The organism is Haloferax profundi, assembly GCF_001469865.1.
GTDB classification, from domain to species: Archaea; Halobacteriota; Halobacteria; order Halobacteriales; family Haloferacaceae; genus Haloferax; species Haloferax profundi.
The window spans coordinates 1-24,757 of sequence record NZ_LOPV01000550.1; the positions used below are offsets into that span (position 1 = coordinate 1).

Consider the following 24,757-nt stretch of genomic DNA (forward strand, 5'->3'; position numbering starts at 1 on the left):
AGAAGGACGCGTCACCTCCCCGATGCAAGAGTTCACGATGGGACAGGTCACGACCGGCGTTCTCGTCCTCGTCGTCGGCCTCGCCGTCACGTTCGGTCTCCCCCTGCTCCTCGCGTAGAACCGACACCTGACGAACTTCCGCTTTCTCTCCGTTTTTCTGTCAGCGTCGCGAAGGAGGACTGTGAAATCGATAGTCGTCACCGAGTACGGGAGTAGCGACACCCTCGAAGTCCGCGAGACGGAGATGCCAGAACCGGGTCCCGGTGAGGTCCGACTCGCCGTCGAAGCGGTCGGCATCAACTTCGCCGACATCATGCAACGCCGCGGCCACTACCGTGACGGCCCGGAACCACCCTACACGCCGGGGATGGAAGCGGCCGGAACCATCGACGCCGTCGGCGAAGGCGTGGAGCGCGAAATCGGCGAACGCGTCGTGGCCATGACCGGTGGAAACGCGTACGCCGAGTACGTGAACGCCCGTGCAGACGGGTTGTTCGACGTACCGGAATCGATGTCCTTCGCGGAGGCTGCCGGATTCCCCATCCAGTTCCTCACCGCCTACAACTGCCTCCACGAGTGGGGTGGCCTCGAAGCAGGCGAACGAGTGTTGATTCACGCCGCCGCCGGAGGGGTCGGCACCGCCGCCGTCCAACTCGCGTCACTCGCGGGTGCAGAGACGTTCGGCACGGCCGGCACCGAAGCGAAACTCGACCTCGCGACGGACCTCGGCCTCGACCACCCCATCCAGTACACCGAGGAAGACTTCCGCGAGACAATCGCCGACGAGACTGAAGGCGAGGGCGTGGACCTCGTCCTCGACGGTGTCGGCGGCGAGACGTTCCAGCACAGTCTGGACGCACTCTCTGACTTCGGCCGAATCGTCACCTACGGTGCGGCCTCCGGTGAGGTAGCCAAAGCGGATACGACACGCCTCCTCTTCGAGAACAAGTCGGTCATCGGGTTCCACCTCGGAAACGCGATGCAGAAGCGCCCCGAGTCGGTACTCGGCGCTGTTCCCGAACTCTCCGAACTCCTCGTGGCCGGCGAACTCGACGTCATCGTCGGCGAGTCGTTCCCCCTCGAAGATGCGGCGGCAGCGCACCAGTACATCGAAGACAGAAAGAGTACTGGAAAAGTCGTCCTCGAACCGTAAGCGACGGCCGTCGATTCGGTTTCCGCTTAGTCCAGTTCGTGCGTGAGTACGCCGCGTAGGTCGGCGATTTTCGGGGCGTCGAAGGCAACGTGGTCGCCGTCGACGGTCACGCCCAGATAGTCGTCGTCGGTCGTCGTGCCGAGTTCGTAGAGTGGCACGTCACCGGCGAGAGAAACGAGTGCATCCACGTCCGTGCTTTCGACGACGACGCGACCCGGCGTCTCGTCGAAGAGTTGGACGACGTTCTCGACGGCGACGTCTGCGCCGACGTCTTCGGTCACCATCTCGGCGAGGGTGACCGCGAGACCACCGTGGCTCACGTCGTGGACGGCGAGGGTCGAATCGTCGGTGGCAATGGCGCGAATCGCGTCGAGAGCGGCGGCAGCGGTTTCGTCGTCGGGGAGCGCTGGGAAGGCGTCGGACCCGCCTTCGTGCTGGAGCAGGGTCGACCCACCGAGTGCGTCACCGGGATAGCCGACGAGGAACAGGTCTCCCTCACCCGAGAGCGACATGCCGGGCGAGTTGCCGGCGGCCTCGCCGACCATCGCGAGGGTCGGCGTCGGCGGAATCGGCCCCGAGACGGAGTCGTTGTACAGCGAGACGTTTCCACCGACGACGGGCACGGAGAGCGCACTGCACATGTCCGCGAGGCCGTCGACGATTCCCTTGAACCCGCCGTACACGTCGGGTTTCTCGGGGTTACCGCCGTTCAGGCAGTCGACTGCTGCGAGTGGAGTGGCACCCTTCGCGGCGAGGTTCGTCGCGTTCTCGAAGGCGACGGCGCGGGCACCGTCGTACGGGGCCGCGTCGGTCCAGTTCGGGTCGGCACCGGCCGTGAAGGCGAGTTTCGTGTCGGCTTCTGGAATGTCGAGGAGTGCCGCGTCGTCGCCGGGTCGCCGGGCCGTTCGCAGGCCGACTTCGTGGTCGTACTGGCGGTAGACCCACTCCTTGGAGGCGGTGTTGGGGTCCGACAGGACTGCTTCGAGGGCCTCGGAGAGGGCGAATTCGGGGAGGTCACGTTCCGCTCCCTCGGGTTCCGTGGCGTCGAGGTCGTTCATCGGTGCGCCTTCGGCGAGGAACTCCGGCGGCACGTCGACGACTGTCTCGCCGTCGAAGGTGCAGACGTAGTTGCCTTCGGCGACGTCGCCGATGACGGCGCTTCCGAGGTCGAATCGCTCGGCAATCGCCTGGACGCGTTCGACATTCTCCGGCGCGACTTCGTAGCACATGCGCTCTTGGGACTCCGAGAGAAGAATCTCGAAGGCGTTCATGTTGGGTTCGCGCTGGTGGACGGCGTTCAGGTCGATTTGTGCACCGAAGCCACCCTTCGCGACGAGTTCGGACGACGCGCCGCCCAGGCCGGCGGCACCGAGGTCACGTGCAGATTCGACGAGTTCCTCGTCGAGGAGTGCCTCGTTGCACTCGATGAGCAGTTTCTCCGTGTACGGGTCGCCGACCTGCACGGCCGGTCGGTCTTCGGTTTCGGCGTCTTCGGCGAGGTCCTCGCTCGCGAACGATGCGCCGCCGAGGCCGTCACGGCCGGTCGAACTGCCGACGAGAACGAGTTTGTTGCCGGCCTCTTGTGCAACTGCGGTCACGAGACGGTCGGCGGAGAGGAGACCGACACAGGCGACGTTGACGAGTGGGTTGCCCTCGTACTTCTCGTGGAACGATGTCGCGCCTGCGACCGTCGGGACGCCGATGGCGTTTCCGTAGTCGGCGATTCCCTCGACGACACCGTCGAGCAGGTACCGCGAGTGTTCGCGGTCGAAGTCACCGAAGTAGAGACAGTCGGCGAGTGCAATCGGGTACGCGCCCATCGAGAGCGTGTCGCGGACGATGCCGCCGACACCCGTCGCCGCGCCGTCGTAGGGGTCGACGTACGAGGGGTGGTTGTGGCTCTCGATGCCGAGTGTGATGTACGTGTCGTCGTCCAGCGAGACGACGGCGGCGTCGTCACCGGGCCCGATGACGACCTGTTCTCCGTCCGAATCGAACGCCGAGAGGAGGGGGCGAGACGACCGGTACGCACAGTGTTCACTCCACAGGTTCTCGAAGAGTATCTCCTCGGCCGGCGTCGGGTCTCGGCCGAGTTCGGCGACGACGAGGTCGCGGTCCGCGTCGGGAAGCGTCATTCATTGGTATGGTCAGAACGCATAGTGTAAACCCTTTCTATGTGCACAAACGTGCCCAAAAAACAGCGTCGGTCGTCGGTGACGGGTCGTCGAACGCTCACGCGGGCGTGTACGGCGGCGACCCAGCACGGATGATTTCGGACAGTTCGTGCATCTCGTCTTCGAGGAGGACGAGCAAGTCGTCCAAGGTGACGATACCGCTGAGTTTCCCGTTGTCCACGATAGGAGCACGGCGGACGCCGTGTTCACGCATCTGGTGGAACAGGTCGTAGACGCCGAGGTCGGCATCCACGGTGAACGGTTCGCCTGTCATGACGTCGTTCGCAGTCATCCCTTTCAGGTCGCCGCCCGTCCCGACGCACTTGAGTGCGATGTCACGGTCTGTGACGATACCCTCGATGTCGTCGCCGTTGGCGATGACGACGGACCCGACCATCCTGTCTTCCATCATCTTCGCCAGTTCGTCGACCGGTGTGTCTACCTTCGCAGTTACCAATTCGTCCTTCGGTCGCGCGATGTCTCGTACAGTCATCTTTCTTCTCCCCGGTGGTGCCCACCACTCGTCGGGGTCTACCCACCGTATCGAAGTATTGTCCACTGGCATATTATATCTGTATTCTTACATTTTGTCCAGTTCGGATGGTATATCGTCTCTCGTAGACACTCTCGGAAACGTACCACGTGTCGGGAGATACCCAACCACTGCGCTTGGGCAGTATCCGTGCGTGAGTGAGACACACCTATCGAACCGGGACCGGGGCGCTTTTTTAGCCTCATTTGTTAGGGTACCTCGTGTTATCGGTCGAGTTGCACTCGCACTCGTCCCTCTCGTACGATGGGCGGGACCCGGTCGAACTCCTCCTCGAACAGGCGGCGGCAGTCGGATTAGACGCGCTTGCCGTCACTGACCACGACGAAATCGACGCGAGTCTCGAAGCAGCAGACGTTGCAGCAGACTACGGACTCGTCGGCATTCCGGGGATGGAAATCACCTGCGCTGCAGGCCACGTGCTCGCCCTCGGCGTGCGAGAACTCATCCCCGCCGGCCTCTCGTACGACGAGACACTCGACCGAATCCACGACGCCGGGGGCATCGCAGTCGTCCCCCACCCGTTCCAGAAGTCGCGCCACGGCGTCGCCCCGCACATCTCACGTGCCCAACTCGCCGCCGCGGACGCCATCGAAGTCTACAACTCACGTCTCCTCACCGGCATCGCCAACCAGCGTGCAGAGCGCTTCGCGAAGCGCCGTGGACTGCCGATGACCGCCGGCAGCGACGCCCACATCAGTGAGATGGTCGGACAGGCAGTCACGGAAGTCGGAACCGATACCAGAAGCGCCGACGCCATCCTCGAAGCAATCACCGAGGGGCGAACCAGCGTCGTCGGGAGCAAGACGCCGTGGCGCATCTCCTTCCAGCAGGCCGCCGGCGGTGCGAAACGCCGTATGAAACACGCGCTGACCGACCTGCTCTGATGGGCGACGAGGACGACGCGATGCGCGGCGCAGACGACGCACTCGTTCGACGGGCCCTCGCCGAACGCGACCCACTCCCCGGAACCGCAGGGTTCGCCGGAGAGATAGACGGCCATCTCGTCCGCGACGTGCTCGGACGTCAACCACTCTTCTCCGAGCGAGACGACCCTTCACAGTGGTCGTTCGACCACCGTGACCTGTCTGACCCTGTGGCGGTTCCGTCGGGACATTCCCGCCCCACGACCGCTGACGTTGCTGGAGGCGCCGAGCAGGTCTGGACGCTCCCCGCTCCGAACGTCACCACCGACACCGAGGAGGCACTCTCTCGGGTCCGAGAGGCCGTCTTCGAGTCCGTCGACTCAGTCGACGACGACGGCCTCGCCGTCGCGTTCTCTGGCGGTGTGGATTCGGCCGTCGTCGCGTCTGGCGTTCCAGACGCACCGTGTTACGTCGCCGGATTCGAGGGGTCACACGACATCGCCGCCGCCCGTGACGCCGCCGCCGCGATGGACCGTGACCTCCGCGTCGTCGAACTCACGCACGAGGCAATCGAACGCGCCGTCCCCGAAATCGTCGCGGCACTCGGCCGAACGAACCCGATGGACGTACAAATCGTCCTTCCGCTGTACCTGCTTGCCGAACGCGTCGCTGCCGACGGATACGACCGACTCGCAGTCGGGCAGGGCGCGGACGAACTCTTCGGCGGGTACGCGAAGGTTGCCAAAGCACCGGACGACCCGCGGGTGGAAGCCGAGACGGTTCGCGGGGCCGCCCGCGAGATGATTCTCACCCTCCCCGACCAACTCGAACGGGACGTGCTGACGCTCCGTGCGGCAGGTGTCGAACCAGTTGCACCACTCCTCCACGACAGAGTCGTCGAAGCGGCACTCCCGCTTCCCGGCGAGTTACTCGTCGCCGATGGCCGGCGGAAAGTCGCACTCAGGGCGGCGGCGAAAGCGGTTCTCCCGGCGTCAGTCGCCGAGGCGGACAAGAAGGCGGTGCAGTACGGCACCTACGCGTCCCGCGAACTCGACCGACTCGCCCGACAGGCGGGGTTCAAGCGTCGGATGGAGAACCACGTCCAGCAGTACGTGGAGTCGCTCGTCGAATAGGCGGCCGGTCCGAGTTTAGTCTTCGTCTGATACGACGTCGATAGCCTCCAGCGCAAACTGTACCGTATCCGGGTCGATGTCGCTGTCGCGTAAATCGTCGGGGTCGTACCACTGCCACACGTCTGGGTCGGCCTCGCCCGGCGCAGGGTCGATGTCGCGGGAGTCCACGCGAGCGTAGTAGATGTGGTCGATGTGCTGGTGGCCGACGCTTCCATCACCGTGGACGTTGATGTCGTAGAGCATCTGCTGACGAGGGTGCGGAAGCACCTCGCCGTCGGGTGCCGGAACCGAGTCGGTGTCGTCGACGAGTTCTGGGTCGAGACCGGTCTCTTCGCGGACTTCGCGCAGACCGGCCTCGTGGGGGAGTTCGTCTCTGTCGACGTGGCCGCCGGGTGGGATTCGGATGCCGAGGCGTTCGTGGCGGTGGAGGGCTACGGCCCCGTCGTTGACGATGTACACCGTCGCGGTGAAGTGTCGCGTCGTCTCCATACGCGACGCTCTGGCGCAGCGAGTATCGGTGTTGCGAAACGTGAAAAGGCCGACTCGGTCAGGGCGTCTGAATCTGCTCTTCTGCTTCGAGCAGTTCGTGGTAGCGATTCCGGATGGTGACCTCGGAGATGTTGGCCACCTCAGATACCTCGTTTTGCGTCACCTTGTCGTTGGTGAGGAGCGAGGCGGCGTAGACGGCGGCGGCGGCGAGGCCGACCGGCGACTTGCCGGAGTGGACGCCCTGCTTTTTCGCGGTCTTCAACAGTTGTCGTGCGCGTCGCTCGGTCTCGTCTGCGAGACCCAGGTCGCTCGCGAAGCGTGGGACGTACTGCTCGGGGTCGGCAGGTTGAATTTCGAGTTTGAGTTCCCGAACGACGTATCGGTACGTGCGGGCGATTTCGTCTTTTTCGACCCGTGAGACGTTCGTAATCTCGTCGAGCGAACGAGGCGTCCCAGCCATGCGGGCGGCGGCGTAGAGCGACGACGTGGCGACACCCTCGATGGAGCGTCCGGGGAGCAAGTCGTCGTTGAGTGCGCGGCGATAGATGACGGAGGCAGTCTCACGGACGTTGTCCGGCAGACCGAGGGCCGAGGCCATCCGGTCGATTTCGCCGAGTGCCTGCTTGAGGTTGCGCTCTTTGGAGTCACGAGTGCGGAAGCGCTCGTTCCACGTTCGGAGGCGCTGCATCTTCTCTCGCTGCCGCGACGACAACGAGCGTCCGTAGGCGTCTTTGTTCTGCCAGCCGATGTTGGTCGACAGTCCCTTGTCGTGCATCATGTTGGTGGTGGGGGCACCGACGCGGGACTTCTGGTCCTTCTCGGAGGAGTTGAACGCACGCCACTCCGGTCCGCGGTCTATCTCGTCTTCCTCGACGACGAGGCCGCAGTCGTCACAGACCGTCTCACCGTGCTCCGAATCAGAGACGAGCGACTCAGAACCGCACTCTGGGCACGTGAGCGTCTCGTCCTGTTCGTGTTTGGTCCGTTCGCTGTCGCGTTCGGACTGGTCGTTTGCCTGTTTGCGCACGCGCGCGTTGTCGGTCGTGAAACGTCGGACACTTCCTGTCATTGTGTGCGAGAGAAGCAACTGGGAACGGTCGTTCTCCGTCTATTCGTATTGACGCCGCTTACTTATATCTGACGGCGATAAAACGGCTAAATATAGCGGGTTCGGGTGGCAACCCCGAAGAGTGGGAAGCACCCGCTTCGAACCCACCGGAGCGACGACGAACGGGCCACACCGAAACCCTTACTCCCGGTCTCCGTCACCTGCGATATATGAGCGATACGCCCGTCGACGCCGACGAGGTTCGACACGTCGCCGAGTTGGCGCGGGTCGACCTCGACGAGGACGAAGTGGAGGAGTTCGCGACGCAGTTCGCGGACATCCTCGAGTACTTCGACGCCCTCGACGAGGTCCCCGAAGTGGACCGCGAAGACGAACTGGTGAACGTGATGCGCCCCGACGAGGTTCGCGAGGGCCTGACGCAACAAGAGGCGCTCTCGAACGCCGAAGAGACCGAAGACGGCTACTTCAAGGGTCCACGGGTGTCCTAAATGTCGCTGAACGCCTTCATCACGAAAGAGACGGTCGAGAGCGACGAAGACGGCCCACTCAGCGGGAAGACCATCGCCGTCAAGGACAACATCTCGACGAAGGGCCTCCGCACGACCTGTGGCTCTACGATGCTCGAAGACTACGTCCCGCCGTACGACGCGACGGTCGTCGAACTGCTGAAAGACGCAGGCGCGACCATCGTCGGCAAGGCCAACATGGACGAGTTCGGGATGGGGACCACGACGGAAACGTCGGCGTTCGGCCCCACCAAGAACCCCGTGGACGAATCCCGCGTCCCCGGCGGGTCGTCCGGTGGGTCTGCCGCCGCAGTCGCCGCCGGCGAAGCGGACCTCGCACTCGGGTCTGACACGGGTGGCTCTATCCGCTGTCCCGCGGCCTTCTGTGGCGTCGTCGGCATCAAACCGACCTACGGCCTCGTCTCCCGTTACGGCCTCGTCGCCTACGCGAACTCTCTCGAACAAATCGGCCCAATCGCACCCACCGTCGAAGACGCCGCGGGCCTCCTCGACGTCATCGCCGGCCCCGACGAGCGAGACGGAACCACCCACGAGGAGGGTGCCGACTCCGACTACGCCTCCGCCGCCGACGGCGACGTCGACGGCCTCACCATCGGCGTCCCGACCGAACTGGTCGACGGTGCCGACGAAGGCGTCGAGGAAGCCTTCTGGGCCGCCCTCGACGAACTCGAAGCACAGGGTGCCGAGTACCGCGAAGTCAGCATGCCGTCGGTCGAAAAGGCCGTCGCCGCCTACTACGTCATCGCCATGTCCGAGGCGTCCTCGAACCTCGCGCGGTTCGACGGCGTCCGCTACGGCAAGTCCGGTGGCTACGAAGGCAACTGGAACGACGCCTTCGCCCGTGGCCGCGAGGAAGGCTTCGGACCCGAAGTGAAGCGTCGTATCCTCCTCGGCACGTACGCGCTCTCTGCCGGGTACCACGACAAGTACTACGCGAAGGCACAGGACGCCCGCGCGTGGGTCAAACAGGACTTCGACGAGGCGTTCGAGGACGTGGACGTACTCGCGTCGCCGACGATGCCCGTCCCGCCGTTCAAACTCGGCGAGAGCCTCGACGACCCGCTTCAGATGTACCTCGCCGACGCCAACACCGTCCCGGTGAACCTCGCCAACCTCCCCGCTATCTCCGTGCCCGCGGGCGAGACGGATGGTCTCCCGGTCGGCCTCCAACTCATCGGCAAGAAGTTCGACGAAGAGACCATCATCCGCGCGGCGTCTGCCGTCGAGAACTGAACCGTTCGCGGATTCTCTGTTTAGCGCTCGCCTTCTCGAAGGTCTACGTTCGTCTCCAACCGACCTGCTCGCCAGTCGAGCGCGAAGGTTGCTATCGAGTATTCGTCCTCCGCCGGCAGTGGTAACTCGAACGTGTGCGACCACGTCGCCGTCTCTTCGGCAGGAACCTCCAGACCGACGGCTTCCTCGGGTGTGTACGCCACGTACGGCCCGACTCGGTCGAGCGCGCCGACGAAGGTGCCAGCTACCGAGGACGTGTTTTCGACTTCGATAGTCACGGTCACGTCTGTGAGTCTGTCCCCCTGCTGTTCTGCAGACATTCCGTGAACCACGAACTCGGCTGGTGGGCGTCTGAGTTTCGAGACGGTGTCCGAATCGTGTTCGTACGACCCGCCGGGCCATTCGAGCGCGACCGATGCGGTATCAGTGGGCTTCGGCAGTCGAAACACGAGATACCCAACCCCACCCATCGTGTACGGCCCGTCGTTCCGGGGCCAGAGGCGATGGGCACGGCTGTTTTCGACTGCTGTGATGGGCTGAACGACGTCGTCTCCTGTGACGAGTTCGAATTCACTGTATCTCGGTCCAGACTCGTCTGCTGCGCTCACGGTTGCGACGACGAACTGTTCGTCGCGCGTGCCCACGGTGCTGGTCGAATCGGGCGAGTCGAACGCGACTAACTCCGGCACTACCCTGATGTTGGTTACGTCCACATCGTACGCAGGTGTGGGCGGTTCGGTCGATTCGGACGTGCGTCTCTCAGTTTCGGTTGGAGTCGTCGTTGCCGTATCGCTCTCTGCCGGCGCACCGAGACACCCAGCAAGCGAACCGAGAACCATCGCCGTAGAGCCGAGAACCGCACGACGGGAGGGACAGGACATGAGTGTCAGACTTCTTTCCAGTGTGATAGGTCTTCAGGCGAAGCGGGCGTAAAAAACCGATGTGCCCTACCCCCTGAACAGGTTCATCACTTCGTCGGCGACGTTCGACTCGACAGCGAGGACGTAGCGGTGGCCCGCTTCGAGGAGCGTATCTGGGCCACCGAGTCGGTTGCCGTGGTAGTCGACGATGATGAGACTGCCGCGTGGGAGTCGGACCTCGTCCAGTCGCTTCCCGGCGACGGGTGCGTCGTCGGCGACTTCGACTTCGACGACTTCGACGTTGCCGCCGATGTCCTCGATAGTTCTGACGCCGCTGACCTCGATTTCGTTCGTCGCCGCGCGGGCGCCGAGTCGCTCTGGGAAGACGAGACCATCTACGAACTCTTCGTAGAGTTCGTCCGCCGTCTCGTTGATGCGCATCACGGTTCGGGCGTCGGACATCCGCTGGGCGGCCATACAGATGGCGAAGTTGGTCGTCTCGTCGTCGGTCAACGCGGCGACGACGTCGCTTCGTTCGGGTTGGGCCTGTCTGAGTTTCTCCGGGCGCGACGCGTCACCCTCGATGATGGTCGCGACGTACTTGTCGGAGAGTTCCTTGCAGCGGTCTGGGTCGGATTCGACGATGACGACGTCGTGGCCGCGGTCTGAGAGGAGTTCCGCCGTACGGACGCCCATCTCTCCCCCGCCGCCGATGATGACGCGTAAATCCTGAGTCACTGGTTTTGGCATGAGTGTATGTTCGTGTGGGAGTGTCGTAGTGGTCTCGGTGGTCTGTTCGGTCGGAGTCGGTTCTGTGGGTAGGTCTGTCTCGGGTCCTCAGTCGTCGGTGTCTGTCGTCTGGATTGGCTCCGGTTCCTGAATCTCCGGTGCCGCAGTCGGACCGATGTCACCCCGTCTCGACAACACGAGGTAGACGGCACCGCCGAAGAGCAACCAGCCGATAGCCAGTATCCACGTAAACGGGTCGATGAACAACCCGAGAAGCGCGTTACAGACGATGCCGAGTATCGGTGTAGCCGGGTAGAACGGCACCTCGAAGGGTCGCTGCAGGTCGGGTTGCCGTCGCCGGAGTCGAATCAACGCGTAGTTGACGATGATGAACCCTAGGAGCGAGAACAGACTCGCGAGGTTCCCGACGATTCGGATGGGAACCACGACGACGGCGATGAGCATCACCACCGCGGAGGCCATAATCGCCACGAGTGGCGTCCCGTATCGGTGGTGGAACCGACCGAGGCGGGCGGGCAACTGGCGCTCACGACCCATGGCGAACGCCACCCGAGAGGACCCGATGACGACTGCGTTGAGCGCAGAAATCGTCGAGAACACCGCCCCGAAGGCGATGAGTGACGCACCAGTGCCGATTATCGGGAACGACGGCATGAACCCCTCTGCCGCCTGTGCGATGGCCGTCTCACCCGCGCCGGCGAGTTCTTCGGCACCGAGCGTTCCGATGGCGACGAAGACGACGAAGAGGTAGACGACGACGGTGACGAGGACAGAGAGGAGAATCGCCCGCGGGATGTTCACCTGCGGATTCTCCACTTCCTCGGTGACGGTGGCGATGAGGTCGTACCCCTGAAACGCGATGAACGTCAGACCCATCGCGGGCAGGAGCGACAACGGTCCCTTCGTGAAGAGTGGGTCGAACTCGTTGACTCGCGTTGCCGTGAGGCCGAAGATGACGAACACGGCGAGGATGGCGATTTTGACGAGCGTGATGGCCGTCTCGCCTCGTCCCGACGCCTCCGTCGAGAGGCCGTTGAGGGCGACGAGCGCCACGACGGCACCGAGTGCGTACAGCACTGGTTGGCCGGGGAGCGTGATGCCGTAGATGTGGCCCCATTCGAGGAAGTTCGAGGCGAATCCCAGCGCGTAGAGCGACCCGGCAATCATGTACGTGAACCACCGCGTCCACCCCATGACGAAGGCGACGGGTGCAGAGAACACCTCGCGGACGTAGGCGTACCCGCCGCCGTTTCGCGGAATCGCAGAGGCTAATTCGGCGTACGAGAGCGCCGTGAACGTCGTGACGCCTCCGTTGAGCGCGAACGCCACGAGTGCTGCCGGGCCGGAGATGTCGACGGCCAAGCCGGTCAACACGAAGATTCCCGCTCCAATCATCGCGCCGATACCGACCATCGTCGCGTCCAACAGACTGAGGCTCACCGACGGCTCACGTCCGCCAGAGTGACTCACTGGGCCACCCTCTCGACACCATCTCGTCGTCGAGTTGTCATGCGTGTGTGAGTGCGATTCACCATGGACTGTGATAAAGGTCAGCCCGGGTGTCTGTACTCGTTCACTCGGCCGTCGTCTCACGGCAGACTCGGCGACGAGAGGGAGACAGGACCTAAGGAATCATATGGCTGCTCCCAATCTTGACTCGTGAACAAGAGGATGAACGCGAATTTCACAACCTACGTCGATTACCGGACGAGTCTGGGGTTCCTCGGGTCGGTAATCAAGTACATGGCACTCCCGCCGTTGCTGCCGATTGCTGTCGCCCTCTACTACGGTGAGAGCCCCGTCCCGTTCGTGGTGACCATGGCCGTCATGGTCCTCGTCGGGGTGGGGCTCGAACGCCTCCAGTCTGACCCGGACCTCGGCCACCGCGAGGCGTTTCTGTTGGTGAGTCTGACGTGGCTGGCAGTCCCCCTCGTCGGGTCGGTTCCCTATCTCGTCGCTGGACAGGGAACCGTGGCCACGCCGGTCAATGCCCTCTTCGAGAGTATGAGCGGATTTACGACGACTGGGGCGACAGTTCTCGGAGACATCTCGTTCGACACACACACGCGGAGCATCATGATGTGGCGGCAAGTGACCCAGTGGCTCGGTGGGATGGGAATCATCGTCCTGATGGTCGCCATCCTCCCCGAACTGTCGGTGGGGGGTGCACAGGTCATCGACCAGGAAGCGCCGGGGCTGTCGATAGAGAAACTCACCCCTCGGATACGGGATACGGCCCGCGCCCTCTGGCGAATCTACATCGGCTTCACCATCGCAGCGGTGGTCGTCTACTACGGATTGCACCTCGCCGGTCTCGCACCGAACATGGACTTCTACAACGCACTCGCCCACGCACTCTCGACGCTTCCGACGGGTGGGTTCTCACCGGAAGCGCGGAGCGTCGAAGCGTTCTCACCTGTGATTCAGTGGGCCGTCGTCGTCTTCATGGTCGTCGCCGGGACGAACTTCGCGCTGTTCTGGTACGTCCTCGCTGGCGAACCCGAGCGCTTGACGAAGAACGCCGAGTTTCGGTCGTACCTCCTGATGATGGGTCTCGTGGGTGGCGTGCTCTCGGTCCTCCTCTTCACCGGGCTCGGCCTCGACGTGGTGCCGGCAAACGTGCCAACGATTCCGGGTGACCTCGAACACGCAGTCCGGCAAGCCGTCTTCCAGACCGTCGCAATCGTGACGACGACTGGGTACGCCAGCATGGACTTCAACACGTGGGACCAGTCGGCGCAGGTCGTCCTCCTCTTGGCGATGTTCCTCGGCGGGTCGGCGGGGTCTGCGGCCGGGTCGGTCAAGATAATTCGCTGGTACCTCATCCAGAAAGCGGCGGTCCGCGAGTTGTTCACGTCGGTCCACCCCGACGCAGTCCGCCCCGTTCGCCTCGCCGACGAAGTCGTCGACGAGTCGACCATCCGCGGCCTGTTCGTGTTCACGATGACGTTCCTCGCCATCTTCGCCGTCTCGACGGTCCTCATCTACCTCGACAGCCTCCGAATCGGGCTCGAACTCTCCGGCATCGAGGCCGTCGGCGTCGCCATCGCGACACTCGGAAACATCGGACCGGGCGTCGGTATCGCCGGACCGATGAACAACTTCCTGCCGTTCTCGAACGCGGCGAAGCTCTACATGGTCTTCTTGATGTGGATCGGCCGTCTGGAGATTCTGTCGGTCCTCATCATCCTCACGCCGTCGTACTGGCGCTCGTGAGGTTCGAGGGCCGTCGCGTCACACCGACGAAGTAATCTCTTCGGCGACGCGTTCGTCGACGAAGAGGACGACGTGGTCGCCGACTTCGATGACCGTATCGCCGCGCGGGGAGACGAGTTCTTGCTCGCGTGCGATGGCACCCACGACGACACCCTTCGGTAACCGCGGAACCGACTCCCGAATCATCTCACCGGCGAGCGCACTCTTCTCGTCGACTTCGACTTCGATGACCTCGGCCCGGTCGTCTTCGATGAACGTGAGTTTCTCCGTCGTCTCTTCGCGTGTGATTCGAGTAATCTCTTCGGCAGTCACGACGCGCGGGTTCACCGCCACGTCGACACCGACGGCCTCGAACACGTCGCGGTACTCCCCAGTCTCGACGACGGCAATCGTCTGATTGACCCCGAGTCGTTTGGCGAGAAGCGAGACGAGGAGGTTCTCCTGGTCGCTTTCGAGCGCTGCGACGACGGCGTCGGCGGCCCCGAAGTTCTCTCGTTCGAGTGCCTCCGTATCGGTCGCATCGAACTGAAAGACGAGTGTGTCCGACAGCGTCTCTGCGACTTCGCGGGCGCGGTCTGGGTCTTCCTCGATGAGGCGTGGTTTGATGCCGCGTTCTTGGAGCAATCGCGCAGTCTGGAACCCGATTTCCCCACCGCCGACGACGAAGACGTTCTCCGTGTCGTTCGCTGCGTCGTTCGGCGACGCAGTCGTCGCAAACTGGGAGACCCGTTCGGGTGGTCCGATGACGACGATACGGTCACCGGCGTCGAGTGTGCTGTCTCCACGCGGTAACTCTACGTCGCCGTTCCGAAGAATCGCGGCGAACGTGAGCAGGTCGAACTGGTCGGCCTCTTGGACCGTCTGCCCGACGAGGTGGCTCTCCGGGTCGATTTCGAACTCGGCCATCTGCACGAGGCCGTTGGCGAACCACTCGACGTCTACTGCTGCGGGGAGGCCGATAATCTGGACGATGTCCTCCGCAGTGAGCAGGTTCGAACAGACCATGAAGTCGACGCCGAACGCGCCGGACGAGCGTTCCCACGTCCTGAGGAACCCGACGTGTTTGACGCGAGCGATGGTGAACGCGTCACCGAGCACTTTGGACGTGCCACAGGTCGCGAGATTCGTCTCGTCGTGGTCGGTACTCGCGATGAGGAGGTCGGCACTCCCGGCGTCGGCCTCTTCTAAGGTCTCTATCGCGGCACCGTCGCCCTGAATCGCCAGCACGTCGAGTGAGTAGTTCAACTCCTCGACGCGGTCTGGGTCCACGTCGACGACGACGACATCGTGTGAATCGGCGAGGCTCGCTGCGATGTTCGACCCGACTTCACCCGCGCCGACGATGACTACACGCACGGATGCCACCCTCGCGGTTGTTGCATACTCACGAGTGAAGTACCACACCCATCAACATTTCTGCTCCGGAGTGCGGACGTGAAAAGACGCCACTGTCTGCGAGTCGAGGGGGGCCGGCGGACGAGTCTCCGACAGCAGTCGTTCACCGCCGCCAGTACTCGGGGGTGAAGAGGACGAACACCGGGAGAATCTCCAGACGGCCCATCCACATCAGGATGACCATGTACAGTTTCGAACTGTTCGAGAAGTCGAGATAGCTTCCCATGGGGCCGACGAGACCGAATCCCGGCCCGACGTTCCCGAGTGTCGCGGCAACGGCACTCATCGACTCCAGCACGCTCAGTCCAAGGTCGATACGGGCCGCATCGAGGTGGAGCACCCCTGTGGAGACGAAGAACAGCACGAGGTACAGGAGCGTGAACGCGTAGATACCGCGGATAGCGCGTTCGTCGACGGCGCGACCAGCGAGTCTGACCGGGCGAATCGCCTCGGGGTGCGCAGTCGTGAACAACTCACGACGGAGCGATTTCAGGATGACGTACCAGCGGACGATTTTGATGGCCCCACCAGTCGACCCGGCGGACCCACCGATGAACATCGCGAACAGCAGGCCGTACTGCGTCGGTGCGCTCCACGCGTTGAAGTCCATGCTCGCGTAGCCAGTGGTCGTCACGATAGAGACGACCTGGAATATCGACTGTCGAATCGACGGTTCGACGTTGCCGATGAGTGCCGTGCGAACGCCTTCGAGGTAGAACTGGTCGTACGTCTCGCCCGCCGGGGCGACGGACACGAGGCCGTCACCGACGAAGAGAACTGCCGCGAGGATGGCCGAGATGACGCCGATGATGCCGAGGTAGGATTTGAACTCCGTGTCGCGGACGAGTCGCTTCGGTTCGCCCGTCAACACGTGCCAGAAGAGGGCGAAGTTCGTCCCGGCAGCGACCATGAACGGGATGATGACCCACTGTGCGGCCGCAGAGAACGCCTCGATACTCCGCGCTTCTGGCGAGAATCCCCCCGTCGGCATCGTCGTCAGGCCGTGTGCGATGGCGTTGTAGACGTCCATGTTCGGCGCGTTGCCGGTGACGTGGAGGCTGTAGAGGAGGACGATTTCGAGGACGGTGAGGCCGAGGTACGCACCCCAGAGGGCGCGTGCCGTCTCGGCGATGCGCGGCGTGAGTTTCTCGATGCCGGGTCCGGGTGCCTCTGCGTCCATCAGTTGTGCCCCACCGACCGACAGTTCCGGAAGGATTGCCACCGCGAGGACGACGATACCCATCCCGCCGAGCCACTGCGTGAGTTGCCGCCACATCATGATGCTCCGGGTGTGTGTGTCGAACGAGATGTCACCGAGGACCGTCGCTCCAGTCGTGGTGAATCCACTCATCGTTTCGAAGAGTGCGTTGACCGGGTTGCCGAGCGTCGACTCCGGGTGGATGGCCGAAGTCACGAACGGAACGCCGTGTGCCTCGATGAGGAACGGAATCGCACCGACGAGTGTCACCGCGAACCACGTCGTTGCGACCATCAAGAAGCCTTCGCGTGCGCCGATGTCGGGTTCGTCGGTGAGACGTTCGAGTCCGATGCCGACGAGAACCGTGACGGCCATCGTGACGACGAACGGGAGGACCGACTCACCGTAGTACAGCGCGACGACGAGGGGAAAACAGAGGGGGACTGCGAGATACTTCAGGACCGTCCCCACGAGACGAAGGCTGGCTTTGTAATCGACGCGCAGTTTCATTCGTGGAGAAACGTTCCGGACGCAGGGTTCTTGCCTGTTCGGGTTCGCGCTCACCTACGAGAGCGTGTGACGTGGTGGCTGGCGACCCAGTAGCCGTGTCGGGCACGGAGGGGCAGCGCTACAGTTTGGGGGCGACGTCGCCGACGACAGAACTGTCTGCGAAGACGACGACGTGGTCGCCGGGTTCGATGACGGTGTCACCACGCGGCGTGATGAACTCACGCTGGCGGGTGATTGCGCCGACGACGACACCTTCTGGCAGCGACGTCACCGACTCGCGAATCGGTCGTCCGGCGAGGACGCTGTCGGCGTCGACTTCGATTTCGAGGACTTCCGCCTTGTCGGACTCGATGAGTGCGACGTTCTCTGCGCCACCCTCCCGGGTGAAGCGCGTAATCTCTTCGGCGACGACTTCGCGCGGACTCACGCCGACGTCGACACCGACTGCTTCGAACAGGTCGACGTACGGGGTGGTGTCGATGACGGCGACAGTTCGCTCGACGCCGAGGCGTGCGGCGAGAAGCGAGACGAGCAGGTTCTTCTCGTCGGAGTCGAGCGCAGAGACGAGTAAGTCGGCGTCGCCGATGTACTCGCGTTCGAGGAAGTCGATATCTGTCGCGTCGCTCTCCATGACGATGGTACCGGGGAGTTGTTCGGCGAGTTCGCGAGCACGCTCTGGGTCTTGTTCGAGGAGGCGTGGTTTGAACCCGCGTTCTTCGAGGAGACGAGCGACGTGGTAGCCGATTTCGCTCCCGCCGACGATGACGACTTCTTCGGCCGTCCCCGGCGATTCGTCTGGTGAGATAGACGTCGCGAAGCCCTGTACGCTCTGTGGGCTCCCGATGACGACGACGCGGTCACCGGGTCGGATAATGGTGTCACCACGGGGAATCGTCACGGCACCGTTGCGGAGAATCGCGGCGAACGTCAGCGAGTCGAATCGGTCCGCCTCGCTGACGGTCTGGTTGGCGACCGGACTGTCGTCGTCGACTTCGAACTCGGCCATCTGCACTTCGCCGCCGGCGAACGGGTCTACGTCGCGCGCGGCGGGGAGGCCGACGACGCGGACGATGGACTCTGCGGCGAGCAGGTTCGTACAGACCATGAAGTCGATACCGAAGGCCTTCTCGGAGTGCTGCCACGTCCGGAGGTACTCGGTGTTCTTCACGCGGGCGATGGTGAACGCCGACGAGACGGCCTTCGCCGTCGCGCAGACGACGATGTTCGTCTCGTCGTCGTCGGTGGAGGCGATGACCATGTCGGCCCGTTCGATGCCCGCGTCTTCGAGCGTGTCGACGGAGGTGCCGTCCCCGTGAATCGCCAGCACGTCGAGCGAGTAGTTCAGTTCGTCCACTCGCTCGGGGTCGCAGTCGACGATGACGACTTCGTGGGTCGCGTCCAGGTCGGCCGCAATCGACGACCCGACCTGTCCGGCACCGACGATAATCACGCGCACGTTGGACCAGCCCCTGTCATACCTCTCGGTTGGACTGCGGGTGCGTATGTGCATTTCCCTTCGTCCACGGGTGCGTCGGACGGTACCTCACCGCCGGCACCCACCCACAGGCCGAAACTGGACCGCTCAGTTCCCATGCTGGGTGTGAATCGTAATCTCGACCTGTCGTGGGCGGCCCTCGATGTCGGCGACGATACGCTCGACGATGCGCTCTGCTTCGGTCTGCAAGACGGGTTTCAGTCTGTCGATGACCCACCCAAGCGAGACGAATCGGGGGAGGTCGATATCACCGGCAGAGACGGTGTCGGGGTCGTACTCGACTTCGAAGAACACGCGAGAGGCTGACTCGGCCTCAGACGGCGCGTCGGCCGGGAGTTCGTCGAGTTCTTCGATTCGCCAGCGACCGACGGCGTGAATGTCCTTCGTGATGTTCCAGTCGATGCGCGTCGGCGGCGTAACGTCCGTCACCCTCGACTCGGCGGTGTACGTGAGCTTCCACCACGAGAACCGGAGCGCGTAGCGGGTTCCTGGTGACCCGTCGCCCGACTTCCGAACCTCTCGCAAGTGTTTCGAGTAGTTCGCGTACCGTGGAAAGTCCACGAGGAACTCGTAGATATCTTCGGGAGGCAAGTAGACGACGGTACTGACGGCTATCTCGTCCACGCAAGGTGATGTGTCCGGGGAGAACTAAGCCTTGCGGGCCGCAGATTCCCGAGGATGTCCCTGTGCGCACGTCATCGCAATCTATAATCGGCTCGTGTCGACACCTAGAGTCGAGATGGTGGGGGGAACGCTGCGGGACATCAGAGCAGAGATTCGGTCTCTGTCCTGTCCCGATGGCGACTTCGAGGTTCTGTGTGGCCGCAGTGGGACTGCGCCGGCGGCAGTCTCCGGGCTGTCGTTTCCGAATCGACACGCTGCCGGTGAGGCCGCCGAACTCGCGAGTGAGTATCGCTCTGTGCTCCGTCGATACGACCCTGCCGCGCCGTACTACGACCCACTCGTGCAAGAGTCGTCGAGCCAGATACCGCCGCTCGCGGTAGACGCTGGCGACCGGCAGACGAGGTTCACCTCGTTTTGCCACGACGTCGCCGGCGCGATGTTCGAGTCGCTCTCCGAGTCGGGACACCGCGAAGTCGAGTCCGCCGCCATGGAGACGTATCTCACGCTGGCCGAAGTCGTCGACGGCGAAGACGACTACTGTCTCACGATGGTGTGGAGTCTGATGAGTGAGATGGACGTTCGACTGTCGGCAGACGAACAGACCGCCGTCGTCGAGCAGGCCGCCTCGCTGTTCGCCTCGGAGCGAACCCCGAACCCGGTCGGAGCGACGCTTCGAAACCTCGAGTCCGTCGGATTCCTCGACGGGTACACAGTTCGACCCCTCGCCAGCGACGAGAACGAGGCCGACACCGCCGACGCGGAGGCCCGACGCTGGGAACTCACCTTCGGCGACTACGCCCTCGCAGAGCGTACCGGCCGGATTCCGACGCTCCCACTCGCCGTGGACCTTCTCAAACGGACTCCCGCCCGGTGTGTGGCGTTCATCGACGGCGAAGCACTGTCTGACGCCCGCTGGCGTCTCCGTCTGCAGATTTCTCCAGCGACACCGTCGGACGGACTCGTCAGCGTCGACGTCGCGGAGAACCGCTGGCTCAACGATTCCGGTGTGTCACCAAACCAGGGGCACCGGGAGTAACACGCCGAAATACGGGGATGGCCGCGCCGGATGCATTCGACAAGCTGGCGCTCTTTGTTTCACACCGAGTGAGTGTGACAGACCGACAGGTGGGGCGTACATCCCGAACCGTCGCGGCCACACCGTATGCGAACTCACGAGACTCGAATCCGGGCGCGAACTTATGTATGTGCTCGCACACGAACGCAGTATGAAGCGACGTGACTACCTTGCGGCCACCGGCGTTGGCGTGGCAACCCTTTTCGCCGGTTGCACAGGTAGCCAAGAGAACTCTCCCACGCCTACGACGGCAGGCGAGTACTACGGCCCGACGACCGAGAACTCCACAGACGTCGACCTTCGCTTCCGCGACTTCACCGCCGACGGAATCGCTGCCGTCCGGAACAACGCCTCCTCACCCGCCTACAGTCACCTCCTCGAGAACATCGACTCCTACACTGGCGAAGCCGTCTACTACCTGGGGACGGTCGGCCGGGTGACGAAGTTGGACCGAGAAGACACCTACTACTTCGTGGTCGCCGCCGACGACTCGTGGCACAACCTTCTCTACGCATCCTGGGTCGGCGACCGGGTTCACCGCGGAGACGAGATTACGCTCTGGGCACGCGTCCTCGGAACAGAGACGTACCAGCCCTTGCAGGGGGACCAGCGAACTATCCCCGCCCTCGCCGTCGCCGACATCGATATCGAGTGGTCCAACTCGTAGCCCTCCACACTCACCGTCTCGGCTCGTTTTCACGCCCAGTGCGGTCGAGTTGGCTGGTTCGTCGGTGGGCGGAGTCAGCACGGTGCTGGGTTCGCGTTCGAACTCGTCTGGTCGAAACGACTGGGTGCTCGCTGCTGCGAATTGGAGACGACGAGTCCTGCGACTTCCCGGAGTATCCACCGGACCGTGCTGGTTATCGAACGGGCGCGGTCTCTGCCACATCGAGTGATTCGATTACAGACTGATTGAATCCCCGAACGATCAGCCAGACCGCCATGACCATCTCTTGGAGTGCTATCGGAAGGGCGAACACCGACTCCGTCGGAAGCGAGATACCGATTCGGAGCGTCGCCGCTGGGTCGAACAGACCAAACACCCCCGCCACTCCCCAAGATAACCACAAGAGCGCTGCGAGAAGACCCCACCCAGCCAACCACCGGGGGACGAGTTCGGTGCGGTACAACGCGAAGTAGAATATCAAAGCCCCGATGGCAAATACGAGCGTCAGTAGGACGTAGTAGACCACTTCGTATCCAGCGACTAGCACGAGTATGGAGTCGAACGCTCCAGTCGTAGTGTCTGCAAATACGCTGTCCCGACTGACAGCGAGGATGGTGAGCAGAACCCCCATGAGTGCGAGGTACATCACGAACTCGAGGGCACCTCGAAAGACGAGATACGCGATTGCCAGTGGCTCGTTGTACCGCTTCAAAACGGGGTACATGAAGACAGGGATGAGGGCGAGGGAGATACCCATGGTGAACACGAGAAAAGCGCCGACCATCACTTGCATTCCGCCTTCAGAGATAGAAGTGAGGTACTGGGCTGCATTCGTGGTGGGTGTCAGATAGGGTTCTACGAAGACACCGCTCACGATTCCCGAGACGGTTCCGAGGATGAACAACACTCCGACGATTCTTGCAGTCCCCGTATACGACCTCCTCGTCAAGTAACTGCCTGGATAACCAATCTCCGTGGTCGCTTCTCGTGTAGTCATCGTGAATCACCGCTTGAATGAAGGGGACGAAACGCCAAAACCTCGCTAGATAGTCTCACAGGTTCAAAAGTGCCGTTTGCCCTATCAAACGCTGGAGTCGCCGAGACTGCTGTGACGGACACGCAGTGTATTACTGCACGACCGCATGGTCCGAACCGAACGCTGTCTAACGTGGCCGGACACAGATAGAGGGTGAGTTCATCAGGCTCCCGAAGCGTTATTGGCTATAGTAGTCAATCTAATGATAAATGAAGCCCCTCCACATCGCTGTTGCTGGTGCGACAATACTGGTGATTCCGCTACTACTCGACCTGATTAACTTGGTCTGGCTTCCACTTGGTCTACTGCTGCTTATCGTCGGCATCGCACTACATTTTGCTCAAACGTACTACTCTCGGCGTCTCGATAGAGAACCGCAGCGTTAGATGCGAACGAACTGCCGGGGGAGATACTCACCAAAGAGGAACTGCTCGAACACGTTGTCGATGACCGAAGATTTCCATAGACTCAATCGCGCCCCTTTACTCACCGCTGTGCCAACGACTCGTATGGACGAGACGAATCCGCGAGACGTACTCGTCGTCGGCGGTGGCGTCGCTGGACTCACCGCGGCGACGTTCCTCGGTCGTGCCGGCCTCGACACACTGGTCGTAAACGACGGCGAATCTATCGTTCGACGCAACGCACACCTGGAGAACGTACCGGGATTCCCCGCGGGGGTCAACAGTCGCCTGTTCACCGACCTCCTCGGTGAACAGGCAGACCATGCCGGTGCGGAGACGCTGACCGGCCGCGTGGCCGACCTTGAAGTGCTCGGCAGCGACGACGACCCACTGTTCCGCGCGACGGTCGAAACCGACGACGGGACGGACGAATGGACGGCGACCCGCGTCGTCGCCGCCTCGTGGTCCGACGCCTCGTACCTCGAAGAGACGGGTGTCGAACTCCGCGACGCCGGGTCGAAGACCTACGTCGACGTGGACGAACTCGGACGGACGGCAGTCCCGGGCATCTACGCTGCCGGCCGACTCACCGAAATCTACCACCAGACCGTCGTCGCCGCGGGCGACGCCGCCGAGACGGCGATTACACTGATTCACGACTCTGAGACGCCGTTCTACAACGACTGGGTCACGCCGAACGGCTACTTCACCGACCGGGGCCGCGAGGTGCCGCCCGCGTGCGAAGAGATAGACGAAGACGAGTGGGAACGCCGGCAAGCGGAGTCTCGGGAGGTCATGCGCGAATTCTTCGCAGAACGCCACCCCGAACCCCAGCGGACGCATCCGAGCCTCGTCGACGACGAACTCGGCCGCCTCGACGAGTAAGCATCTCACCCGACTCGGTTTTCCGACCCGTCCCACCTCCACAGACGCGAATCCTTTTAACCGATAGCGGGCGCAGACACGAGTGAATGCTGGAAGGTGTCAACGTCGCACTCGGGGTGACAGGGAGTATCGCGGCCGTGAAGGTCGTCGAGTTGGCGCACGAACTCCGCCGACAGGGAGCATCTGTCCGCGCGGTGATGACCGACGCCGCGACGGGTATCATCCACCCGTGGGCCGTCGAGTTCGCCACCGAGAACGACGTGGTCACCGAGATAACGGGCCGCGTCGAACACGTCGAACTCTGTGGCCGCGACGGGTGGGCCGACGTGTTCCTCGTCGCGCCGACGACGGCAAACACGGTCGGAAAGATGGCGGCCGCCATCGACGACTCGCCGGTCACGACGTGTGCGACGACGGCGCTCGGTGCCGACGTCCCCATCGTCGTCGCGCCCGCGATGCACGAACCGATGTACGACCATCCGGGCGTCCTGGAGGCCATCGAGCGCGTCGAATCGTGGGGTGTCGAGTTCGTCGACCCACGAATCGAGGAGGGCAAAGCCAAGATTGCCACCGAGGACGCTATCGTCACGGGTGTCGCGAAGGCCGTCACCGAGCAGACGCTGGCCGGAAAATCGGTCGTCGTCACCTCGGGGTCGACCACGGAGTCTATCGACCCGATTCGGACGCTCTCGAACCGTGCGTCGGGGCGGACGGGTCGCGCCGTCGCTCGCGCCCTCACGATTCGCGGCGCGGACGTGACGCTCGTCCACGACGGCGACGACGTCCACTACGCCGACGTGAAACAGGTCGAGTCCGCGGCCGAGATGCTCGCTGCCGTCGAGGATGCTGCAGAAGACGCCGACGCACTCGTCTCCGCGGCAGCCATCTCCGACTTCACCGTGGAGGCGGCCGACCAGAAGATTCGCTCCGGTGAGGCGATTACGCTCGACTTGCAACCCGCGCCGAAACTCATCGACACCGTCCGCGAGTCGCATCCAGATCTCACTATCGTCGGGTTCAAAGCCGAGACGAGCGGCGACGACGACGCGATGGTCGCAGAAGCACGTCGAATCATGGACCGCGTCGGCCTCGCGTTCGTCGTCGCCAACGACGCGTCGGTCATGGGCGACGAAGAGACGCGGGCACTCATCGTCCGCGATGGCGACACGAGTGAGTTCGTCGGGTCGAAAGCTGGGCTGGGTGCGCGCGTCACAGCAGCGCTCGAAACGACGCTCGACTGAAGCAGACAGTCGTGAAAAAGTAGTGGGACCGAGTTAGCTCAGGAGGCCGACGAGGACACCCCCGAGCACTAACACGACGAGGAGGATACTCGTCGCAATCGTCGCTCGGAGGCTTCCGACTGTAATCGAGGCGGCGTCTTTGCGGCCGAGGCCGCCTGCGATACGCCGAAGCGTCGGATACGGGTCCGAAACCATACCGGCGACAGC

23 protein-coding genes are annotated in these 24,757 nt (G+C 63.1%); 11 read left to right on the forward strand and 12 right to left on the reverse strand.

The window, feature by feature from the left end; translation table 11 throughout:
- Together AUR66_RS23380 and AUR66_RS16550 are read left to right on the forward strand one after the other, a co-directional pair.
- A partial coding sequence (locus AUR66_RS23380) for a DUF7550 family protein (RefSeq protein WP_449271645.1) occupies positions 1–118 on the forward strand: 118 nt, incomplete at its 5' end.
- 63 nt (positions 119–181) lie between these two features.
- Positions 182–1,153 (forward strand): quinone oxidoreductase family protein, encoded by a 972-nt coding sequence (locus AUR66_RS16550; RefSeq protein ID WP_058573302.1) that lies wholly within the window; start codon positions 182–184, stop codon positions 1,151–1,153.
- A 26-nt stretch (positions 1,154–1,179) separates the two neighbouring features.
- Here the strand turns inward: AUR66_RS16550 and purL are convergent, their stop codons facing one another.
- Positions 1,180–3,288, reverse strand: coding sequence for a phosphoribosylformylglycinamidine synthase subunit PurL (purL, locus tag AUR66_RS16555; protein ID WP_058573303.1), 2,109 nt, complete (start codon positions 3,286–3,288; stop codon positions 1,180–1,182).
- A gap of 97 nt (positions 3,289–3,385) precedes the next feature.
- Entirely contained in the window at positions 3,386–3,820 is a 435-nt protein-coding gene (locus tag AUR66_RS16560) for a CBS domain-containing protein (protein WP_058573304.1), read from the reverse strand.
- A gap of 260 nt (positions 3,821–4,080) precedes the next feature.
- On the opposite strand from AUR66_RS16560, the gene AUR66_RS16565 reads away from it, so the two are divergent.
- Together AUR66_RS16565 and AUR66_RS16570 are read left to right on the forward strand one after the other, a co-directional pair.
- Positions 4,081–4,764 (forward strand): PHP domain-containing protein, encoded by a 684-nt coding sequence (locus tag AUR66_RS16565; protein WP_058573322.1) that lies wholly within the window; start codon positions 4,081–4,083, stop codon positions 4,762–4,764.
- Positions 4,765–4,784: 20 nt separating this feature from the next.
- Positions 4,785–5,876, forward strand: a complete 1,092-nt coding sequence (locus AUR66_RS16570; protein WP_058573323.1) for an asparagine synthase-related protein — start codon at positions 4,785–4,787, stop codon at positions 5,874–5,876.
- 15 nt (positions 5,877–5,891) lie between these two features.
- Here the strand turns inward: AUR66_RS16570 and AUR66_RS16575 are convergent, their stop codons facing one another.
- Both AUR66_RS16575 and AUR66_RS16580 read right to left on the reverse strand, forming a co-directional pair.
- Positions 5,892–6,365 (reverse strand): NUDIX hydrolase, encoded by a 474-nt coding sequence (locus tag AUR66_RS16575; RefSeq protein WP_058573305.1) that lies wholly within the window; start codon positions 6,363–6,365, stop codon positions 5,892–5,894.
- Positions 6,366–6,423: 58 nt separating this feature from the next.
- Positions 6,424–7,434 (reverse strand): transcription initiation factor IIB, encoded by a 1,011-nt coding sequence (locus AUR66_RS16580; RefSeq protein WP_058573306.1) that lies wholly within the window; start codon positions 7,432–7,434, stop codon positions 6,424–6,426.
- 209 nt (positions 7,435–7,643) lie between these two features.
- Between AUR66_RS16580 and gatC the strand changes: the two genes are divergently transcribed.
- Positions 7,644–7,922: an Asp-tRNA(Asn)/Glu-tRNA(Gln) amidotransferase subunit GatC gene (gatC, locus tag AUR66_RS16585; protein WP_058573307.1), complete on the forward strand. Its 279-nt coding sequence runs from the start codon at positions 7,644–7,646 to the stop codon at positions 7,920–7,922.
- Positions 7,923–9,194 (forward strand): Asp-tRNA(Asn)/Glu-tRNA(Gln) amidotransferase subunit GatA, encoded by a 1,272-nt coding sequence (gatA, locus tag AUR66_RS16590; protein ID WP_058573308.1) that lies wholly within the window; start codon positions 7,923–7,925, stop codon positions 9,192–9,194.
- A gap of 20 nt (positions 9,195–9,214) precedes the next feature.
- Here gatA and AUR66_RS16595 read toward each other — a convergent pair whose 3' ends face one another.
- The 3 genes from AUR66_RS16595 to AUR66_RS16605 form a co-directional block, all read right to left on the reverse strand.
- A complete protein-coding gene (locus AUR66_RS16595; RefSeq protein ID WP_157533188.1) occupies positions 9,215–10,075 on the reverse strand; it encodes a hypothetical protein in 861 nt (286 codons plus the stop codon).
- Between the two features lie 66 nt (positions 10,076–10,141).
- Entirely contained in the window at positions 10,142–10,804 is a 663-nt protein-coding gene (locus AUR66_RS16600) for a potassium channel family protein (protein WP_058573310.1), read from the reverse strand.
- An 87-nt stretch (positions 10,805–10,891) separates the two neighbouring features.
- Positions 10,892–12,274, reverse strand: a complete 1,383-nt coding sequence (locus AUR66_RS16605) for an APC family permease (RefSeq protein ID WP_058573311.1) — start codon at positions 12,272–12,274, stop codon at positions 10,892–10,894.
- Positions 12,275–12,475: 201 nt separating this feature from the next.
- On the opposite strand from AUR66_RS16605, the gene AUR66_RS16610 reads away from it, so the two are divergent.
- Complete coding sequence (locus AUR66_RS16610; RefSeq protein ID WP_058573312.1) at positions 12,476–14,020, forward strand: TrkH family potassium uptake protein; 1,545 nt, start codon at positions 12,476–12,478, stop codon at positions 14,018–14,020.
- Positions 14,021–14,038: 18 nt separating this feature from the next.
- Here AUR66_RS16610 and trkA (AUR66_RS16615) read toward each other — a convergent pair whose 3' ends face one another.
- From trkA (AUR66_RS16615) to AUR66_RS16630, 4 genes are all read right to left on the reverse strand, one after another.
- A complete protein-coding gene (gene trkA, locus AUR66_RS16615) occupies positions 14,039–15,376 on the reverse strand; it encodes a Trk system potassium transporter TrkA (RefSeq protein ID WP_058573313.1) in 1,338 nt (445 codons plus the stop codon).
- Between the two features lie 142 nt (positions 15,377–15,518).
- Entirely contained in the window at positions 15,519–17,123 is a 1,605-nt protein-coding gene (locus AUR66_RS16620; RefSeq protein WP_058573314.1) for a TrkH family potassium uptake protein, read from the reverse strand.
- Between the two features lie 118 nt (positions 17,124–17,241).
- On the reverse strand, positions 17,242–18,579 hold the full coding sequence (gene trkA / locus AUR66_RS16625; protein WP_058573315.1) for a Trk system potassium transporter TrkA: 1,338 nt from the start codon (positions 18,577–18,579) through the stop codon (positions 17,242–17,244).
- A 126-nt stretch (positions 18,580–18,705) separates the two neighbouring features.
- Positions 18,706–19,242, reverse strand: coding sequence for a type II toxin-antitoxin system RatA family toxin (locus AUR66_RS16630; RefSeq protein ID WP_058573316.1), 537 nt, complete (start codon positions 19,240–19,242; stop codon positions 18,706–18,708).
- Positions 19,243–19,357: 115 nt separating this feature from the next.
- Here AUR66_RS16630 and AUR66_RS16635 point away from each other — a divergent pair, with 115 nt between their 5' ends.
- A complete protein-coding gene (locus tag AUR66_RS16635) occupies positions 19,358–20,278 on the forward strand; it encodes a DUF7551 domain-containing protein (RefSeq protein WP_058573317.1) in 921 nt (306 codons plus the stop codon).
- A gap of 190 nt (positions 20,279–20,468) precedes the next feature.
- Complete coding sequence (locus AUR66_RS16640) at positions 20,469–20,984, forward strand: hypothetical protein (protein WP_157533189.1); 516 nt, start codon at positions 20,469–20,471, stop codon at positions 20,982–20,984.
- Positions 20,985–21,177: 193 nt separating this feature from the next.
- Here the strand turns inward: AUR66_RS16640 and AUR66_RS16645 are convergent, their stop codons facing one another.
- On the reverse strand, positions 21,178–21,981 hold the full coding sequence (locus AUR66_RS16645) for a DUF4386 domain-containing protein (RefSeq protein ID WP_082682259.1): 804 nt from the start codon (positions 21,979–21,981) through the stop codon (positions 21,178–21,180).
- Between the two features lie 548 nt (positions 21,982–22,529).
- On the opposite strand from AUR66_RS16645, the gene AUR66_RS16650 reads away from it, so the two are divergent.
- Positions 22,530–23,309, forward strand: a complete 780-nt coding sequence (locus tag AUR66_RS16650) for an FAD-dependent oxidoreductase (protein ID WP_058573320.1) — start codon at positions 22,530–22,532, stop codon at positions 23,307–23,309.
- Positions 23,310–23,395: 86 nt separating this feature from the next.
- Positions 23,396–24,550, forward strand: coding sequence for a bifunctional phosphopantothenoylcysteine decarboxylase/phosphopantothenate--cysteine ligase CoaBC (gene coaBC / locus AUR66_RS16655; protein ID WP_058573321.1), 1,155 nt, complete (start codon positions 23,396–23,398; stop codon positions 24,548–24,550).
- The last annotated feature ends 207 nt before the right edge of the window (positions 24,551–24,757 follow it).